18 protein-coding genes are annotated in these 18917 nt (G+C 37.5%); 9 read left to right on the top strand and 9 right to left on the bottom strand.

Annotated features, from left to right (window positions below; all coding sequences use genetic code 11):
- Positions 1–88: 88 nt before the first annotated feature.
- Positions 89–1228 carry a vWA domain-containing protein gene (locus tag JML65_RS10720; protein WP_202270861.1) on the bottom strand — a complete coding sequence of 380 codons (1140 nt, stop codon included), beginning with the start codon at positions 1226–1228 and terminating at the stop codon, positions 89–91.
- A gap of 295 nt (positions 1229–1523) precedes the next feature.
- Positions 1524–2504: a helix-turn-helix transcriptional regulator gene (locus tag JML65_RS10715; RefSeq protein WP_047490753.1), complete on the bottom strand. Its 981-nt coding sequence runs from the start codon at positions 2502–2504 to the stop codon at positions 1524–1526.
- 171 nt (positions 2505–2675) lie between these two features.
- Here JML65_RS10715 and JML65_RS10710 point away from each other — a divergent pair, with 171 nt between their 5' ends.
- From JML65_RS10710 to JML65_RS10695, 4 genes are all read left to right on the top strand, one after another.
- Positions 2676–4397, top strand: coding sequence for an ABC transporter ATP-binding protein (locus tag JML65_RS10710; protein WP_202270881.1), 1722 nt, complete (start codon positions 2676–2678; stop codon positions 4395–4397).
- A gap of 139 nt (positions 4398–4536) precedes the next feature.
- Positions 4537–5349: a siderophore-interacting protein gene (locus JML65_RS10705; protein WP_202270860.1), complete on the top strand. Its 813-nt coding sequence runs from the start codon at positions 4537–4539 to the stop codon at positions 5347–5349.
- 53 nt (positions 5350–5402) lie between these two features.
- Entirely contained in the window at positions 5403–6122 is a 720-nt protein-coding gene (locus tag JML65_RS10700) for a DUF6796 family protein (RefSeq protein ID WP_202270859.1), read from the top strand.
- 21 nt (positions 6123–6143) lie between these two features.
- A complete protein-coding gene (locus JML65_RS10695) occupies positions 6144–7868 on the top strand; it encodes an ABC transporter ATP-binding protein (protein ID WP_202270858.1) in 1725 nt (574 codons plus the stop codon).
- A 79-nt stretch (positions 7869–7947) separates the two neighbouring features.
- Here the strand turns inward: JML65_RS10695 and JML65_RS10690 are convergent, their stop codons facing one another.
- From JML65_RS10690 to JML65_RS10680, 3 genes are read right to left on the bottom strand one after another with little or no spacing between them, the layout of a single operon-like run.
- A complete protein-coding gene (locus JML65_RS10690; protein WP_202270857.1) occupies positions 7948–8343 on the bottom strand; it encodes a PaaI family thioesterase in 396 nt (131 codons plus the stop codon).
- A gap of 10 nt (positions 8344–8353) precedes the next feature.
- Entirely contained in the window at positions 8354–8764 is a 411-nt protein-coding gene (locus JML65_RS10685) for a DUF2000 domain-containing protein (protein ID WP_202270856.1), read from the bottom strand.
- On the bottom strand, positions 8764–9723 hold the full coding sequence (locus tag JML65_RS10680; protein ID WP_202270855.1) for a helix-turn-helix domain-containing GNAT family N-acetyltransferase: 960 nt from the start codon (positions 9721–9723) through the stop codon (positions 8764–8766). The genes JML65_RS10685 and JML65_RS10680 overlap by 1 nt, the downstream gene beginning before the upstream one ends.
- 572 nt (positions 9724–10295) lie before the next feature.
- On the opposite strand from JML65_RS10680, the gene JML65_RS10675 reads away from it, so the two are divergent.
- The 4 genes from JML65_RS10675 (at position 10296) to JML65_RS10660 (ending at position 14663) form a co-directional block, all read left to right on the top strand.
- On the top strand, positions 10296–11897 hold the full coding sequence (locus JML65_RS10675; protein WP_237390841.1) for a sensor histidine kinase: 1602 nt from the start codon (positions 10296–10298) through the stop codon (positions 11895–11897).
- Positions 11881–12534, top strand: coding sequence for a response regulator transcription factor (locus tag JML65_RS10670; RefSeq protein ID WP_047490731.1), 654 nt, complete (start codon positions 11881–11883; stop codon positions 12532–12534). The genes JML65_RS10675 and JML65_RS10670 overlap by 17 nt, the downstream gene beginning before the upstream one ends.
- 542 nt (positions 12535–13076) lie before the next feature.
- A complete protein-coding gene (locus JML65_RS10665; protein WP_115918982.1) occupies positions 13077–13475 on the top strand; it encodes an ACT domain-containing protein in 399 nt (132 codons plus the stop codon).
- A 240-nt stretch (positions 13476–13715) separates the two neighbouring features.
- The gene (locus tag JML65_RS10660; protein WP_202270854.1) at positions 13716–14663 is read left to right on the top strand and encodes an alpha/beta fold hydrolase; all 948 of its coding nucleotides are present in this window, start codon (positions 13716–13718) and stop codon (positions 14661–14663) included.
- Positions 14664–14754: 91 nt separating this feature from the next.
- Here the strand turns inward: JML65_RS10660 and JML65_RS10655 are convergent, their stop codons facing one another.
- A complete protein-coding gene (locus JML65_RS10655) occupies positions 14755–15216 on the bottom strand; it encodes a hypothetical protein (RefSeq protein ID WP_202270853.1) in 462 nt (153 codons plus the stop codon).
- A gap of 37 nt (positions 15217–15253) precedes the next feature.
- A complete protein-coding gene (locus JML65_RS10650; RefSeq protein WP_047490723.1) occupies positions 15254–16282 on the bottom strand; it encodes a rod shape-determining protein in 1029 nt (342 codons plus the stop codon).
- 158 nt (positions 16283–16440) lie between these two features.
- Between JML65_RS10650 and JML65_RS10645 the strand changes: the two genes are divergently transcribed.
- A complete protein-coding gene (locus JML65_RS10645) occupies positions 16441–16941 on the top strand; it encodes a GNAT family N-acetyltransferase (RefSeq protein ID WP_202270852.1) in 501 nt (166 codons plus the stop codon).
- A 76-nt stretch (positions 16942–17017) separates the two neighbouring features.
- Here JML65_RS10645 and JML65_RS10640 read toward each other — a convergent pair whose 3' ends face one another.
- Together JML65_RS10640 and JML65_RS10635 are read right to left on the bottom strand one after the other, a co-directional pair.
- Positions 17018–17413 carry a VOC family protein gene (locus JML65_RS10640; protein ID WP_202270851.1) on the bottom strand — a complete coding sequence of 132 codons (396 nt, stop codon included), beginning with the start codon at positions 17411–17413 and terminating at the stop codon, positions 17018–17020.
- A 174-nt stretch (positions 17414–17587) separates the two neighbouring features.
- Positions 17588–18901, bottom strand: coding sequence for a sensor histidine kinase (locus JML65_RS10635; protein WP_202270850.1), 1314 nt, complete (start codon positions 18899–18901; stop codon positions 17588–17590).
- Between the last annotated feature and the right edge of the window lie 16 nt (positions 18902–18917).

Here is an 18917-nt window from a genome sequence, read left to right as displayed (position 1 = left end):
TTGTTTACTAATACTATATTATCTGATGAGAAATAGTGACGCCTTTATCAGTGAATTTTGATGACTGGTATTTAATTCCGGCGTCTGGTTATATTCTCTTTATTCTGTTTTTTTCGTAATCTTCAAAAATCATTTGTCCTAAACCGGACAGGCCTGTAAGAAATGCTTTTCCTTTGTTTTGAGCTGTAAATGCTTCTACAAATTGACGGAGATAAGGATCCTGAGCAATCATAAAGGTGGTAATAGGGATTTTCAGTTTTCGGGCTTGTGCTGCTTTATTGAGACACTGGGAAACAATCTTTTCATCCAGACCATAGCTGTTCATGTAAAACTCGCCGCTGGGTAGCTGGATGCAGCTTGGTTTTCCGTCAGTGATCATGAAAATCTGTTTATTGGTATTTCTTTTTCTCCGCAGAATATCCATAGCCAGTTCCAGTCCGGCGACTGTATTGGTATGATAAGGACCTACCTTTAAATAGGGAAGATCTTTGATCTTAATAGGCCAGGCTTCATTTCCAAAAACAATAATATCTATAGAGTCTTTAGGGTATTTACGCTTTATTAATTCTACCAATGCCATAGCCACTTTTTTGGCCGGTGTAATACGGTCTTCACCATATAAAATCATGGAGTGGCTGATATCGATCATCAGCACCGTACTCATTTGTGCTTTATGTTTGGTTTCCTCTACGATGAGGTCATCTTCCGTTAAGCGCAGGTCTGAGATTCCATTATTGATCTGGGCATTTTTTAGACTTTCCGTTAAATTCAAGGTGGCCAGGTCATCTCCGTACTGGAAAGAACGGTTTTCACCGTCACGTTCATCTCCGATTCCCGCTTTGGTGGTGCGGTGATTTCCGGTTCCGTTTTTTTTGAGTTTCCCAAAGATTTGGTCCAGAGCATATTCCCGTAATGCAGATTCCAGTTTAGGAGTCAGGATATTTTTCCCTTTGCCTTGCCCTGAATTGCCCTCCTCAGGATCTTCTTCCTTGATGTATCCCCGTTTTTTTAAATCTTCTTCAAAATCCTGAAGTGAATATTCATCACTAAAAATATCATATTCTTTATCAAGCATATCGAGCCATTCAAAGGCTTCTTCAATATCGCCGGAAGTGTGGGTGAGCAAATCTTTGAAAATATCAAAAACCCGGTCAAAATGTGATAATTCTTCCGGAATATGTTTACTGAACGTAAAACCTCTCTGGGAATTAAAATCTTTATTTGTCATAAGATGATGAAGCTATATTGGATTGCGAATACTTGAGATACCAGTTGAAATGCAAAATCGTTACACCGTTGAGGAACGTTTTTTACTTCATTTGAAATGATCTCCGTATTCTATAATTTTTATTTTCTTAAACGTTACAAGTTAGGAAATTATCATATCAAGATTCCTGATGAAAAATAGAAAATACTAATGATAACGATATGAAATCAGAATATATACATTCTGATCATTATCTGGAAATTTGATCACATCACGGATGTAAGTTCACTTCCATCTTCCTTACATTATAATTATCTTAATTCCTTATTTTACTTGGGATGACATTATATTTTCTCTTAAAAGCTGCTGAAAAATGCCTTGGATTTTTGTAGCCCATCCTGTCTGATATTTCACTGATATTCAAACTTCCCTCTAAAAGCAGTCTTTTAGCCTGATCCATTTTGGTGTCGTTCCAGAAATTGAAAACCGTTGTCCCGAATACTTCCTTAAAACCTTTTTTTAGGGTAAATTCATTGGTGCCAAACCGATGGGCGAGATCGATCAGAGAACACGTTTGATGCAGGTTGTGGAGGATATAATCTCTTATGGCATATATTTTATCTTCATCCCTTTTTATAAGTGAGGATTTTGAAGATTCATTTTTAAAAAACTGTTCAAGCTGCAACAGTAAAAGTTCACTTACTTTAGCTTCCAGATAGATTCGTTTGAAAGTACCTTTTCTTTCACAGTTCATAATGTCATTCAGAATCTGGTACATTTCCAAACTGATCCGGTGGTGATCCGGAGCCATTAGACATGAATTCTGATCTTCAATAGCTGTTCTGAAGATATCAAATAATTCAGAATTTTCAGGCAGGAATTTTTTAAAAAATTCAGGAGCCAGATTGATCTCTAAAAGCTTCATATCACTACCGTCAAACTCCATCTTACCACGCATATGGTGGGCGTAGATAATATTGTGCTGATAACTCTCAAAGCTTACGGTTTTTTGAAAATTTTCTGAGATTGCCGAACTTTTACCATGGAGTGTGAAATGCATTTCCACACTGTCAAAATCCGTTTCGAAATAGAGAAGAAGTTTATGGGCTAAAGAAATATTTCCAAAACCGATATGAACGCTTCCAAAACAAATCTCGTGATAAAAACCACTTCCGTAGGGAGGTTTTAAATAAGTAATACACTCTCTGATGTCTCCGTCATTTAGGAAAAATGTATCCGGATACTCTTTTTCGATCAATGTTTGTCCTATTTTTTCATCGTACAGTCTTAATGTCATTTTTCCGGTCTTTTAGTTAGAATTTCCTTTTCGCGGACTTTTTACTCCGTTTTACAGACCCTCAAGCCCATCTTTAGTTGATACTTTTGCACAAAGATAATTTTTATTTAGAATTATTCTTAATAGCTAAGTTTGTTTTTTATGAAAGACTCTAAAAAAAAGAAAAACGGAATTTCAAGATTGCTTGAGATTGCAGGGAGGAGGAAAGGTTTATTGTTTGTGTCAGGTTTGCTGGCTGTGATCCATGCATTCCTAAGTCTGGTTCCTTATATTTTGGTATTTTATATCATCAGGGAACTGACCAGGGAGACTGTTGATTTTAATAGGGCTCGAACTTATATCATATATGCACTTATAGCAGCAGTGGTAAGTATGCTTGTTTTTTTTATTTCAGGAATTCTCTCCCATATCGCAGCTTATAATATCTTGTTTGAACTCCGAAGATTTATCGTGGATAAAGTAGGCAAGTTGCCTATGGGGTATCTCAATAACAGAAATTCAGGAGCACTTAAGAAAATCCTGTCTGATGATGTAGAGAGAATTGAAAACTTTGTTGCCCATCAAATTCCGGATTTTGTAAAAGGAATTGCCTTACCTGTGGTTACCATTGCTTTTCTTTTTTCTCAGGACTGGAGACTGGCAGCTATCAGTTTTGTCCCATTGCTGGCGTTGGCTGTTTTGCTTCCCAGGATGTATGGTGGCCGAAATAAACAGCTGATTAAGGATTACCATACCTCTCTTGAGGAGATGAACTCCGGAATTGTGGAATATGTCCGTGCGATGCCGGTGATGAAAATATTCGGGCAGTCTGCAGAAACCTTTGATAAGTATGGAAATACGGTAAAAAGATTTAATGGTTTTGTCATTGATTGGGTGAAAATAAGTACTCCTGCATTTGCTGTATTTATGAGTTTTGTAAGCAATGCCATGTTACCTGTTTTAGCGTTGGGACTCTATTTGTATTTTGAAAATGGAGTGAGCCTGGCCACTTTATTAGTGTTTTTAATTCTGGGAACAGGGTATATCAAACCACTTTTTGCACTGAGTAATATGGGAATACAAATTTCTATTATTAACCGTGGCGTTGAGCAGATTGATGAGCTTCTATATCACAAAAGTATCGCAGAAAATAATAAGAACCTGCAGCCTGAAGATTTCAGTATTGCCTTTGAGAAGGTAAGCTTTGCATATGATGAAAACAATTATGTACTCAAAGAAGTGAACTTTGCCATCAAAGAAAAATCCATTACAGCTTTGGTGGGACCTTCGGGAGCCGGGAAAAGTACTGTGGGCCAGCTTTTAGCCAGATTTTGGGATGTCAGTACCGGAAGCATCAGGATTGGAGGGGTTGATATCAGAGATTTTCCGACAGAGCAGCTAATGCAAATGGTTTCTTTTGTGTTTCAGGACAGTTTTATGTTCCAGCAAACGATGTATGAAAATATAAAAATGGGTATGGATAAGACCCGTGATGAGGTTGAAGAGGCAGCAAAAGCCGCTCAAATTCATGATTTAATTCTAAACCTTCCCAATGGATATGAGACTTTATTCGGACAGTCCGGTGTTCATTTAAGTGGTGGAGAGCAGCAGCGCTTTCAGCTGGCAAGAGCGATTCTGAAAAATGCACCCATTCTGATACTGGATGAAGCAACAGCCTTTGCAGACCCGGAGAATGAGTATAATATCCAACAGGCTTTCAGTAAATTAATTAAGAATAAAACTGTACTCATCATTGCCCATAGACTGAGTACGATCACAGATGCCGACAGGATTCTTGTTTTTGATAAAGGACACCTTAGTTCGGAAGGCAGGCATGATGATCTTTTACAGGAAAGCGGGATCTATGAAAGAATGTGGAATGCTCATATCCGGGCTAAAGAATTTGTCATGTAACTGAAATATAAAATGAAAGAAATAAGAACTGATGATCAGAATAATGTTTATCAGGAGGATAAAAACAACCATGAACGAAGCCGTGCTTATCTTAAACATGATAGAGTATTAACAGAAGTATAACTAAAGAATAGATGTAATGAAGAATTTTAAAGCAATACAGGGTGAATTTACGGTGTGCCGGAAAGAATATATTACCCCACACTATATCAGGATATTTTTTACAGGAAAAGAGGTCCCGTTAATCGCCAATACGACGATTGGGGTGAATAATAAGATTCTCATTCCACCAAAAGGGGTGCATACCATTCATTTCCCTGAATTTGATTATGAAAAAATGCAGTGGAAGCCTCAGCCTGAAGAGGTTCGTCCTATTGTAAGAACATATACCCACCGGGGAATTGATCTTGAAAAAAATGAAATATGGATTGACTTTGTAGCTCACGGAGACGAAGGTCCTGCTTCTGCCTGGGCAATTACGGCAAAGGAAGGGGATCTGTTGGGTATTTTAATGAAAGATGGGGAAACAGAGCTCTATGCAAAAGCTGAAAATTATCTTTTGGTTGCAGATTCTACGGGGATTCCTGTTATTGCTGCAATTTTGGAAGATTTACCGTTTGGAGTGAAGGGAACCTGCATTCTTGAGGTCGATAGTAAAATGGAGGAACAGCGGTTGGAAACCAAAGCGGACATAAGGTTTCTGTGGATTCATAATGAAAATCCACAACAGGGCAGCCGTTTGGCAGAAATCGTAAAACAACAGCCTATGCCTGAGACCTCTCGCTCCGGGTATGTTGCTGCTGAATTCTCATCAGTAAAAGAAATCCGCAGATATCTCCGGAAAGAAAAGAACTGGAAGCAGGAAGAACTGTACGCCTATTCTTATTGGAAATCCGGGGTTTCCGAAGATAAATCTGCCATAGACAGGCATCAGGAAAATGCAGCCGGCTAAACTTCATTCAAGTATTTATAAAAACCTAAGTATAGTAGAAAAAAAGCGAAAATATGAAATATTCAAACAAAATAAACTGGGCGTTTGCCTGTGCCATTCTCGTATCCATATTGTGGATAATAGGGGACATCTGTATTGCCGGATTTGATCCTGATCCTGCAGATTATCCGTTATATTCTGAAAATTATGCCGACCTGATGGATGTTGGTTTAGCCACGCTTATGTTGGAAGGATCCACTTCCAGGCTTATGTTTGGAGCTCTGATAGGGGCTTTAAGTGCACCATTACTTTTTCCTGCAACATGGCTGGTGTACCAGTTTTTCAGAGACAAAACAAAATGGTATGCTATACTTACTTATTGGATTTTACTGGCAGGGGCTATTTTATCCCCTTTAGGTCATGCTGTATTCTTTTATGTAGGTGAAATCTATAAAGCAGTTGGTCATACTGACCCTGTTTCACATCCTTATATTTTGGAGATGGGAAGAAGCTTTGTGAGAATGCTGAATATTTCCTGGGGAACAGCCATTGGAGTATTAGCTGTAGGCTGGATTCTGTTTGCAGTTTGTATTGTGATGAAAAAAACGGTGCTTCCTGCATGGACGGCTGTAGTGACCCCTTTTGTATTGACTGTTTTTCTGGTTTTTATCAAAAATGTACTGCCTTTGCCTTATTCCGGGTGGTTGGGAGGAGCTGTATTTAATGTAGCCTATCTTATATTTTTCAGCTCACTGTTTTTACTGTTCAGAAAAAAATTAAGATCAGAATTATAACCATTAAATCATTTAAAAACAATGATCAAAAACTTACAATACGTTACTTCCTTTAATTCGAAAGAAACTAAGAAAGTAATGATTATGGAGATTATTCACAGTATCTTCATTGCAGCCCCTTCGGGAATCTTACTGATTATCATTTGGGAATTATTTTCATCTGATCCGGATACAACCAGAGTTTGGTCAGTTGTTGCTGTAATGGCTGTTATGCTGGTCATCCAGTTTTTTGTGGCATCACGTTCAATGGTTCGGTCAAACATTTTGGTATATGATCTCTCTACCAAGCTGCGGATCAAACTGGGAAATCATATTCAGAAGTTCTCACTGGGATTTTTCAAGCAGAAAGATCCGGGAGAAATTGCTTCGGTAGTTTTACAGGATGTGGCCAATTTTGAAGGAATCTTTGGCCATAGTATTGGAAATCTTGCTTCTGCAGCTTTTGGGACGGTTGTACTGTCCGTATTTTTATTGATTTACGATTGGAGATTAGCTTTATGTCTGCTGGCAGCATTACCTCTGGTATATCCATTTTTGAGGATAGCCAATTATTTGGTAAGCCGCCTGGGGAAAAAGCAGATTGAGGCAAGAAATACAGTGGGAGCTAAATTTTTAGAATATGTCCAGGGAATCCGTCATTTAAAATCTTATGGTTTAACGGGTGAAAAGTATAAAGGACTGGAAGACTCATTTGAAGATCTGCGCAGGAAGTCTATTCGCCTCGAAGCAGTTCCCGGACCATTTATTGTTACGGCGTCCATTGTGTTTGAGATTGGATTTGTTCTGACGGTGGCCCTTGGACTATACTTTCTTTTTAGCCATTCTATCACAATTCCCGTTCTGATTACCTTTTTAATTATGGGGTATAATCTTTATAATCCATTGAAAGTGGTCATGGTTGATTATCTGGTATTGCGGTATATGAATGAAAGCTTAAGCCGGATCATCGGGATTTTGGAAGAACCTACTATGGAAACCGGAGAAAATAGATTTCCTGAACACTATGAAATTCATTTCAATAACGTCAGTTTTGGATACCAGGATAAAATGACCCTGCAGGAGATTAATTTTACAGTTCCCGAAAGATCTATGCTTGCTTTGGTAGGCCATTCCGGTTCGGGTAAAACGACTGTGGCCTCCCTGATCGCCAGGTTTTGGGATGTCAACACTGGAAGTATAAGTATTGGAGGAGTAGATATCAGAGAGATAGACCAGAGAGAATTTTATAAACTCATCAGTGAAGTTTTTCAGGATGTTTATCTTTTTGATGATACCATTTATAATAATATTAAAATCGGAAATCCCGATGCCGCAGATCATGATATCTATAAAGCGATGGAGCTTTCCCAATGTATGGAATTTATCAGTGAACTGCCTGAAGGAATCAATACAAGAGTAGGAGAAGGCGGAAGCAAATTGTCAGGTGGACAAAAGCAGAGAATCAGTATTGCAAGGGCTTTGCTGAAGAATGCTCCCATTATTCTGCTGGATGAAGCAACGGCAAGCTTGGATCCTGAAAATGAAATTTATATTCAAAAGGCCATTCAGGAACTTGTAAAATCAAAAACGGTGGTGGTGATTGCCCATAAGCTTTCAACGATACAAAATGCCGGGCAAATTGTTGTTCTCAACGAAGGGATGGTTGCTGAAAAAGGCAATCATCAGGAGCTTCTGTCTAAAAATGGAATCTATCGTAGAATGTGGGATATCCAGCATCAGTCCAATGGATGGAAGGTAAAATCATAAATGTTTTAAAGTAAAGTTCGAGTTTTTTAATTCTCTAAGGAGAAGATGTTAACCTACCGGCTACCGGTAGGTTTTATGATTATACGGCAATCATAGTGGCCGTCATTTTTGCAAGTAATTTCTCCTCGTATTCATCATAAATATAACCTTCACAAACGGTCAGTGTTCTTCCTGACTGAAGGACTTTTCCAATGGCAATAAGTTTATCTGTTTTGGCCGGTTTCATAAAGTTGACTTTAAACTCTACGGTCAATACATTGGCATTTTCGGGCATGGTGGTTAAGGCCGCATATCCACAGGCACTGTCTACAATAGTGGTCATAACTCCTGCATGGAAAAAGCCATGTTGCTGTGTTAAAGCATCGGAAAACGTACAGCTGATTTTTACTATTCCTTTATCAATTTCATCCAGTTGGGCTCCTATGGTTTTCATGATACCTTGCTGATCAAAGCTCTGTTGTATTCTGTCAAACATGTATTTTATTTTATTCGTGAAACTTTAAGCCATCTAAGGCTTTATCTACTTTTTTATGGTCACCATACACAATGATGCCAACTAAATCCAGGGTATCTGCGGTATGTTTTGCTATTTCTGCAACATTTTCTTCTCCTGAGCGGGTATCAAAAAGCGGCCGGGTGTAGATTCCGATCGCTAGCTCACGGTCTCTGGAACGGCGGAATGCTCTTTGCAGCTTTTCGGCAGTGTCTGCTTTATAGATAAGGGTAGGGTGCTTGATGAATGGCAGGAATTTTTCCTGATCGGCTGTTATGAAGTCCTGACCATGGGTCTCCGGAAATTGAATGGCAATACTTCCTGCCAGGAAAGAAACAACATTAAGTTTTTGCCAGGCTAATAAATCGTCCTTAATGACGATGGCTACTTTTTTATCGTACATTATTGATCTTTTAAATTTAATTCCATTTGAATATTACATCGTTGATAGGGAGTAGGACGTCCCGTTATTTTCTGGAATCCCAATTTATAATACAGGTTGATTGCGGGTTTCAATATTGTGTTGCTTTCAAGATAGAGTTTGGACGCTCCGGATTCTCTGGCAGCACTGATCATTGCGCATCCTAGTAACCAACCCATATTTTTTCCCTGTGCCTTTGGTGAAACGGCCATTTTTGCCAGTTCAAAATCATAATCAGGATCATCCATTTTTATGAGGGCACAAACGCCCAGCGGTTCATTATGGTATAAGGCTACCATTATTTTTCCGCCTTTATGTAAAATATATTCCTCAGGATTGTCTAATGCTCTGTAATCGGCATCTTCCATTTTGAAGTAGTTGGAAATCCATTCCTCATTGAGTGCTTGGAAAGCCGTCTGGTATTTGGGTTCATAATCTACAATTTCTACCTCTTTACTTTCACGGATTTTCTTTTGTTCCTGTACTCTTTTTAACAATGGCTTTTGGGCCAATAAAAACTCCCATTCAGCCAGTGCTTCCCATAAATTATGGGTAGCCTCACTGATGATTCCGTCAATAGCCTGGTCAATATCAGCGCACTGAATTTTTATCTTTGACGAAAGTTCAATACCTTTTTCACTAAGCCCAACAACATTTCTCCGCTTGTCCTGAGTGGTAAGGTTATCCTGTACCAATCCTGCTGTGGCCATTTCCTTGATGATTTTCGTTACAGAAGGCTGAGAATGTCCTATTTCACCTGCAATCTCAGTTATTGTCCTGGGACCCTCTTCCGATAAAACAAAAAATACGGGAAACCACTTAGGAGAGAAATCAACATCATACAGTTCATAAATTTTTGCCGCTTCCTCCGTCATGTTGGATGCCATAAAGCGCAGTCGGCTGCCTAATGCTATTTTTCCGGTCTTTTCAAATAAGCTCATAGTATAATTGATTATATAACTGGTTATGCAAATGTAATATATTATTTTAAATCTCATACTTATTCTCATAAAATAATATTTGAAATAATTGTAATGTTATGATAATGAATATGTTAAGTGTTTACTTTTTAAGAATTGAAAAATAATCCCCAAATGAGTCAGCCTGTAGTCTCTGGTTTCCGTTCTGCAATCTTTCACTTTTTGCCTCTTATCTTTAGGGTTTTCTACCTGATACCAGGGACCTCTCACAAAAAAATAAGTAAACAAAAATTAAATTCCTGGCATTTTATGTGGTATTTAATATTATGATAAGCCAAAAATTACTTTACCTTTGTCAATTGAATGATATACAGCGATTACTAGGTTTTTGAGCATAGATTGACCATGTGAAAATAAAACTATAAAAACCTGATAGTGGCGAAAACTAATTTAGCGGATAAGCACATATGAAATATAAATTCTTAAATTTTAAGTTGAGGAAAATTGTTCATTACTCATTGATTCTGTGTATCTTATTGATACAGGTAATTATAGCCATATTTTTTTATAATGAATTTGTTAATGAAAAGAAATTGAATTTCATTAAAAGCCAGTTGGAAGAAAGCAGGGCACTGGGAGGATTGACGGATAATTCAAGGAAAGATTTCATGGATGCACAAGATCACCTACAGAAATATATGGTGAGCCAGGATGATAAAGATCTGCAGCTCTATTTTCAGTCACTTAGAAAACTTAAGGGAAATTTTGATAAAATAGGGGAATATGAAAAGACAAGTCCAAAGCTGAAAAATACTATTGCTAAGCGTAAAAAGGATACCCTTAAAGTTAACAAGCTAAAAACACTGATTGACTCTGCATATCAGTCTTCCCTGAATTCTCCAGCAAAAATTCAGGACAAGGAATACGAGCCGGAAAAGTATAAGAATGATTTTGAAGACTTCAATATACAGACCCGAACCTATGCTGATACTGTTAAAAAGAAAGGATTTATGGGTCGTTTAAAAGATGCCATAACGGGTAAAGTGAATGTTCAGAAGGAGAGCACGGTGGTCACCTTAACGAATAATAAGACAATAGATCTTTCTCAGGTAAAATCTAAAATGAATAATGCAATGAAGTCTATGGACAAGCATTACTCTGATGAAATTAAGAAAGTGCAGCTAAAAGCGGCCAAAACTCAAAGGGATAATTTGCAGTTTTACGGAAATTTCAGTAAATTACTGGTGTACAGTAATGGATTGATAGAGGTATATGAGAATGCCATCAAAGATTTTAAATCCGAATTAGAAAGAGAATATAACGAACAAAGTTCAAATAATAATAAAATCAGGACCTATCTGGTACTTGGATTAATGATCTTAATGTTCATTGTATCTATTCTGATCATGTATTTTACAAGAGTGGCATTTATCTATGAAAGAAAACTTAATGCAGCCAATGAAGAGATTAAGAAGAACCTTAATTTTAAGAACAGGATATTAGGAATGCTGAGCCATGATCTGAGGTCTCCGTTGAAAATCATTAATATTTTTATCGATAAGATCCGCAGAACGACGAAAGATGACACCATAAAAGATTATCTTCAGTCTATTAAATTTACGAACAGTACGCTGCTTCTGCAATCTAACCAGATTTTGGAGTACACCAAAAATCAGGAGGCTGAGAAAAAAATGATCAATACCGTTTTTAATCTCAAAAATGAGCTTAATTCAATTGCAAAAGTTATTACTCCGTATATAGAAACCAGAAATAATAAGTTTGTAGTCACAGAGAGAATCCCTGAAGATGTAGTGGTGTATGCCGATAACATAAAAATTAACCAGGTATTCATGAATATTCTTGGGAATGCCAATAAATTCACAGAAAACGGTCAGATTGATCTTATTATGATTACGGAGCCTATAGATAAAAATAGAATATCCCTGATCACAACTGTAGCAGATACAGGAATTGGAATTTCAGAATCAGATGTGAAGAAAATTTTTGAACCTTACTACCAGGGGGTAATTTCTGATGAAATAGACAATCTTGGGGCAGGGCTGGGATTAAGCTTATGTAAAGAAATCGTAGAGCTTTTTGATGGAGAAATATCTGCCACAAGCAAATTACATAAAGGAACAAAAATAACATTCAGGATCAATTTAAACATTAATAACAATGGAGTTACCAATTGAAAATAAAGAAATTACCTTCCTTTTAGCAGATGATCACAGTATTGTAAGGCAGGGGATGGAAATTATCATCAGTGATATAATTCCCGATGCTAAAATTTATCATGCTTCTTCATTACAAAAGGTCGTAGAACTGGTAAGATCTGAGGAAATAGAAATCGCTATTATGGATGCCCATTTCCCTGATGGAAACAGCCTGCATATTTTGTCTCAGATGAAAACGGCGAATCCGGCTCTTAAAATACTGATCTTTTCCGGTCTTGAAGAAGATTTACATGCACTTAAGTTTATTAAAGCAGGTGCTAATGGTTACCTCAGTAAGCTAAGCGAAGAGGAAGAAGTAAGAGAAGCCATCTTACATTTTATAGAGAATGGGGAATACTTTTCCACCGTTTCCCGTAACCTGCTGGTACAGCTTGTCTCCAATCCGGATTTGCTGAATCCTCTTGCCCGGCTAACGAAGAGAGAATTGCAGATTGCCGAAATGTACGCAGAGGGACTGGGAAATCTGGAAATCTCCAATCAGTTGGATATCAAGCAGAATACGGTGAGTACCATTAAGAAAAATATATTTGAGAAATTAAAAATTGAAAATATCGTGGAGCTGATTGATCTTATCAAAACGCATCACAAATTATAGGATTTCTAAAAGCATTATTTCCGACAGGATTTTATCGATAAATATCGATGCTTCTTTAGACGTGTATCGATGGGGAATATGAGGGAATTTATTCATTAATGTTGTTACTTTGCAGTAGAGAATTCAGGGAATAGAAAGTGAGATATTCTAAACTTTGAATTTTTTACACAAATGAGAAAAAATATAACTATACCAATAATAAACTATAGTTATATAAAAACGCAAGTGATGAAATTAAATAACAGTATGAAAAACCCTCAAAACCAGCTTCTTGAAAGCATACCAAAAAAACACAAACACATATAAAGAAGTTAAATAGGTCTTGTTAGGTTATTTAATACAAAAAAGGAGATGGGGATCTCCTTTTTTTCGTTTACGTAAATAATAGATTCTGAGGACCAGCCTGAGTAGGTAGTATACCAAAACCTCTGAGATACTAACCCTCTTTTATTTCTTCTAAAGCCAACTACCTTTACCATCTCATTTTTTTATCAAATGATAAATGAATAATGAACCCTGTCCCTTAGTTTTGTAAAAAAAAGATGTCGGGAGAAAAAGAATTGGCAGTTCTGCTTAAAAATATGGAGCCTGTATTGCACTCGGGAGATTATGTTTTCTGTACAGTTAAAGATTTGAAACAGGTTTCTGACCTTGATAAGGTTCTGTTTTTCTTTCGGGAAACTGAAGCTGTAACCATCGTTTTGGAAAAAGCAACGGCAGACGAATGGAAGTTGGGGTATACTTATATTTCTTCGTGGATTACCCTGAATATTCATTCTTCACTGGAAGCGGTAGGGCTTACTGCAGCTTTTGCGAATGCTCTGAAGCAGGAAAATATAAGTTGTAATGTAGTGGCTGCTTATTTTCATGATCACATTTTTGTGGCAAAACAAGATGCGCAAAAAGCTATGGAAGCATTATACAGTTTAAGTAATATATAATATGTATGTTATAAAGATGCAAAGTTTTTAAGCTAATGTCATATCATGTAGCTTTACCTGCGACAAAGTCACCTTCTCTTGCCCACCTGAGTTGCATGATCTTTGCAATTAATCATTCTTAAATTTCCACTTTTCAAAATGTCCGATTGAGTCCCAAATATGTCCTGTTCAGCTTATTTCTAACTGTTCTGTTTGCTTTTACAATTTATGTTTGCACCATAATTATAAAAATAAACGACAATGAAAACAATCAGAAAAATTTCAGCTGTAAGCTTATTATGTTTAAGTCTTTTTACAGTGGTGACAGTGTCCTGCAGTGAAGAAAATGAGCCTCCCACGATACAGGAGATACAAAATAGAAACCACCAAAATGCCAAAACCCAATTTGTAGATAGTAAAGGAAATAAAATTGCTTACCGTATTCTGGGAAAGGAAGACGGAATTCCTTTGGTATTGCTGCCTGGATTAGGAGGTTCAATTGATGACTGGGATCCTGCAGTGACAGATGGATTGGCAAAAAAATACAAAGTCATTCTGTTTGATAATAAAGGAGTGGCCTCTTCCCAGGGAAATACTCCGAACACAGTACAGGAAATGGCGGATGATGCAATTGACTTCATTAAAGCGCTGCATTTGAATAAAGTGAATATCATGGGCTTTTCAATGGGAGGATTTGTGGCACAGCGGGTTGTTTTAACCAATCCCGGATTGATCAATAAAGTGATTTTAACGGGAACAGGCCCACAGGGAGCCATAGGGTTATCCAATTTGCCGAATATTATTGCCGGAACCGCGGGGTTAAGTCCTGAAGCTTCTTTCCTTAAATTCGGATTTACAGAATCTGCTCAGAGTATTGCTGCAGGGAAAGCGGCCTATGCAAGAATTCAGCTTCGTACAACGGACAGAGATCCCGTATTAAGTGATGCCACCTCAAATGCACAGTTCACCGCTGTCTTAAGCTGGGCACAGCAAGATGTCAATGCCCTTACAGTATTGAAAAATATTAAAAATCCTGTTCTTATCGTTCATGGGGAAAATGACCTTCCAGTGTCTGTTCAAAATGCGAAAAATATGGCTCAGAATCTGGAACATTCAGAACTGGTTATTTTTCCGGACTCAGGACATGCTTCATTCTTTCAGAATCATGATGCTTTTGTGGCAAAGGCAGTGGAGTTTTTGGGAAAGTAAATCGAAGAATTATTCCGGGTTATCAACATATAAACAAACAGCTTACCTTGCATAAGCTGTTTGTTATTTTTATGGAAAAAGCATCCGAACCTTATTCATTGAAATTGAGAATCTGATTCATTTCAGAAGCTATTTCATCAGGATTGAGTATTCTTTCAATATAAGTAGTTTCAATCCTGGTTTTCTTCCAGAAAGGATAAACTAAAACACCGGTAACCCCTATATTTTCTATAGAGGAATCAGAATTTTTGATATCCGTTATTACTTTAAATACCGTTTCTCCTTTTTTGTATTCTGTTATCCGTATTTCACAGGTTAAGAGCTTAAAAGCCTGTTCAATTCCCTTTTTTAAACCTTCATATTCCTCACTGAAATGTTGGTGATCCAATGAAAACCCAACCGTCAATTCATACGCATCTGTTGATAGCCAGTAATGAGAGTCCTCTATACAAAGAGATGTTGTCCCATGCTCCTCTGAAACACTGATTTTTGAACCTAATTTAGATTTTAGCAGTTCCAGAATTTCATTGAATTTCTTTTCATGAAGTTTCATGATAGACTGAAAGATTTTATCATAAGATGTACAGAATTTAGCTATTCATCAGGAATCTGAACTTATTTATATTTTTAAGGGCAATACCGGTTCCACGGACAACAGCTCTTAAAGGATCTTCGGCAACACATACAGGGAGTCCTGTTTTTCGGTGTATTCTATCGGCCAGTCCGTTCAGAAGTGCACCCCCTCCGGCAAGATAAATACCTGTTTTGTAAATGTCTGCTGCGAGCTCCGGTGGAGTAAGAGAAAGCGTTTCCAAAACGGCATCCTCAATTCTCATCAACGATTTATCCAGTGCTTTGAAAACTTCTTTATAGTTGACCATGATTTCTTTCGGTTTACCTGTAATAAGATCTCTTCCCTGTACAGGAATATCTTCCAACGGGTAGTCCAGTTCTTCCAATGCAGAACCTATTTCAATTTTTATTCTTTCAGCAGTTCGTTCCCCAATATATAAATTGTACTGTGACCTTAGAAAATAAGCAATATCGTTTGTAAATACATCGCCGGCTATTTTTAAGGATTTGTCACATACAATTCCTCCAAGTGCCACCACGGCTATTTCGGTAGTTCCACCCCCTATATCAATAATCATATTTCCTTCAGGACTTTGAACATCAATCCCTGCTCCGATGGCGGCTGCCATTGGCTCATAGATCAGTTTTACTTCCTTGGCATTGACCTTTTGGGCAGAATCCTTAACAGCTCTTTTTTCAACCTCAGTAATTCCCGAAGGAATACATATTACAATTCTCAGGGCAGGCTGTATAAACCTCCCTCTAATCCCCGGAATCTGCTTGATGAATTCCTTAATCATATGCTCGGAAGCATGAAAGTCTGCAATCACTCCATCCTTTAACGGACGTATTGTTTTAATATTTTCATGGGTTTTACCCTGCATAAGTTTGGCTTGTTCTCCCACTGCAATTGGCTTTCCGGTTGTACGGTCAATAGCAACAATGGAAGGCTGGTCGATGACGATCTTGTTATTATGTATGATCAGCGTATTAGCGGTCCCCAGATCTATTGCGATCTCCTGCGTAAACATATCAAATAACCCCATCTTTTCCTTATTTTATTAGACTGCAAAGTACGGCTTTCTCTATTGATATTAACGACAGCAAATTCCATAATGGAAGTTAAAATTGTGTTAATTACTGCAATCATTAGCCTTGGAGCAGTAGCGTTTATTTGTACATTTGTCCTCAAACTATAACTACTATGACACTTCCCCAATACGATAATTTCCCCAATATAACCGGTGATAGGGTATCATTGCGACAGGTTTTGGATACAGATATTCCTGAGCTTATTGAAATTTCGTTCTATGATGCCATTCAGGCAGAAAGTATTGAGCAGGCAGCAGAAATGCAGGCTAAAATCAACAGCGACTATACCAGCGGGGACTCCATTCATTGGGCTATCGTGGATAATACTACCCATAAAATTGTGGGGACATGTGGGTATTATAGAGGGTTTAAACAGGGAGAAGGGGAACTGGGCTGTGTGTTATTATCCCACTACAAAGGAAAAGGATATATGACGGAAGCCATGGCATTAGCGATTGACTTTGGAATGAATACCATTGGGCTCAAACGTATTTGGGCAGCCACAAGTAAACAAAATACTAAAGCCATACAGCTCCTTGAAAGGTTAGATTTTAAGAAAATGGGAGAGCTTGATGATGAAATAGAATTTGAATTAAATCCACAGGGATCATAAGCCCAGGCAGAAATCAAAAAAAGGAAAACATAAAAAATACTGCTTCTCAGAAGCAGTATTTTTTTGAGATAAACCTTTAGCTAAACTTCTTAATTGCTTCGACACTCACAGGAGTAAAAAAGTTAATCAGATTTCCATCAGGGTCAGAAAACAAAAGCGATCGGTTTCCCCACGGCATGGTGGTAGGTTCCTGTACAATATCGCTGGCTATACTTTTAATTCTTTCATACTCTTCATCTACATTGGCTACCCTAAATTCTATGATCGTATTTTTATTACCTGTGGCTTCCCTGAAATTTTCACCAAATAACTTCATGGTTCGCGTGCTTCCAATGGCTATAGTAATAGAATCACCAGATAGCTCTGCGAAATCTTCAGTATACCACTGAGTGGTTAATCCAATGGTTTTTTCGTAAAACTCTACAGTTTGTTGAATGTCTTTTGTAATCATTCTTAATGAGGTCAGTTTCATAATGTTTAAAATTGTATTGTTGACTAATTGTAAACAAAGGTAGACCAGACTAATGACAACAGGGTGTCAGGAAGGTTTACGATTTTTGTTATAGCAATCAAGCCATAGAATGATATTGCTTATGCCTTTCAATAGTATCTATTTCACGTTATTTTATTATTACCAATAGACTGTTTATTTCAAAAACCACAATTCAAAACTGCTTCCTTCCTCCAATGTTTTATAATTAAGATAACCACCATGGGCTTCCATAATGCTTTTTGCCAGTGTGAGCCCGATTCCGGAACCGTTGGCTCTTGTGGTGAAAAAGGGCAGGAAAATTTTGTCTTTGATCTCAGGGATAATCCCGGAACCGTTATCGGTAATACTTACGATAATGCGGTTGTTTTGGGATTTTACAGTGGTTGTAATGAGTTTATATTCCTTTTCAGAAACCGCATGAATGGCATTAAGGTAAAGGTTGATCAGACTTCGCTCAATCATTTTTTCATCAGCTGATACTGTATAATCTTCAATATCCGGAACCATTTGGATATGATGTTTTTCAAATTCAGATTTCAAAAAGCGTGCTGCAGATTCAATAACTTTTTTCAGGAAAACAGGGGCAAGAACAGGTTTGGGTAATTCTGCAACCTGACGGTAGTGGTCTACGAAATTCAAAAGCTGTTTGGATTTTGAATTGATAACCATCAGACTTTCTTTCATATCCTGTTGATCTTCATGATCGATGGTCTCCTGGTTGCTGATGTATTCCAGATTCTGAATCAGGCTGTTCACGGGGGTCAGAGTATTGAGCAGTTCATGGGAAATCACTTTCATCAGATTATTCCATGCCAGTTTCTCTTTTTGTTCAATAATTTTCTGAACAGATTCGAGGGTAATAATGTAAAAGTTGTGTTGTGTGTTTTTTACCTGCTGGGTTCTGAGTGAAAAAGACTGTCTGGAATTGCTATGAATGGAAATGTCAAAAAACTCCTGTGAACTTTGGTAATGGGTGTCTTCAATAATTTTATAGAATTCCGGGACCTTTGATGCATACAGTTCCCAACGGTTGTATCTGGGAACCTGTAAAATACTGAGAAAGGCATTGTTCACATAAAATACTTCCCGGGTTTTATTTTCGGATAGGATGATCAGCCCTGTTTCCATCTGGTCCAGGATACTTTCATACAGCAATTTATAAGAGGATAAAGAGAATTGTTCCTCTTTACTTTGGTAATATAGACGCATACTGCTGTCGAGAAGTGGACTTCCTTCTTCCTGGGGAAATAAAGAAAAGTCTTTATTCCTGATCGAGGAGATGACCTTTTCTACTTTGGAGTCCTGAGCAGCTAATGAAAAATACATCAAAGCCACAAAAACAATCATGAGCAGTATGAAAAGCATCATACTGAACCATTTTTCTTCCAAAAAGAAATGATAAGCGGTAATTCCACTTGTTATAGCAAGAAGATTGTACAGCAACCACAGGATATTATTTTTACTCATGAGTTTTTCCTATATT

The sequence above is a fragment of the Chryseobacterium sp. KMC2 genome (genome assembly GCF_016756935.1).
GTDB classification, from domain to species: domain Bacteria; phylum Bacteroidota; class Bacteroidia; order Flavobacteriales; family Weeksellaceae; genus Chryseobacterium; species Chryseobacterium rhizosphaerae.
This window is presented reverse-complemented; position numbering and strand designations above follow the sequence as displayed.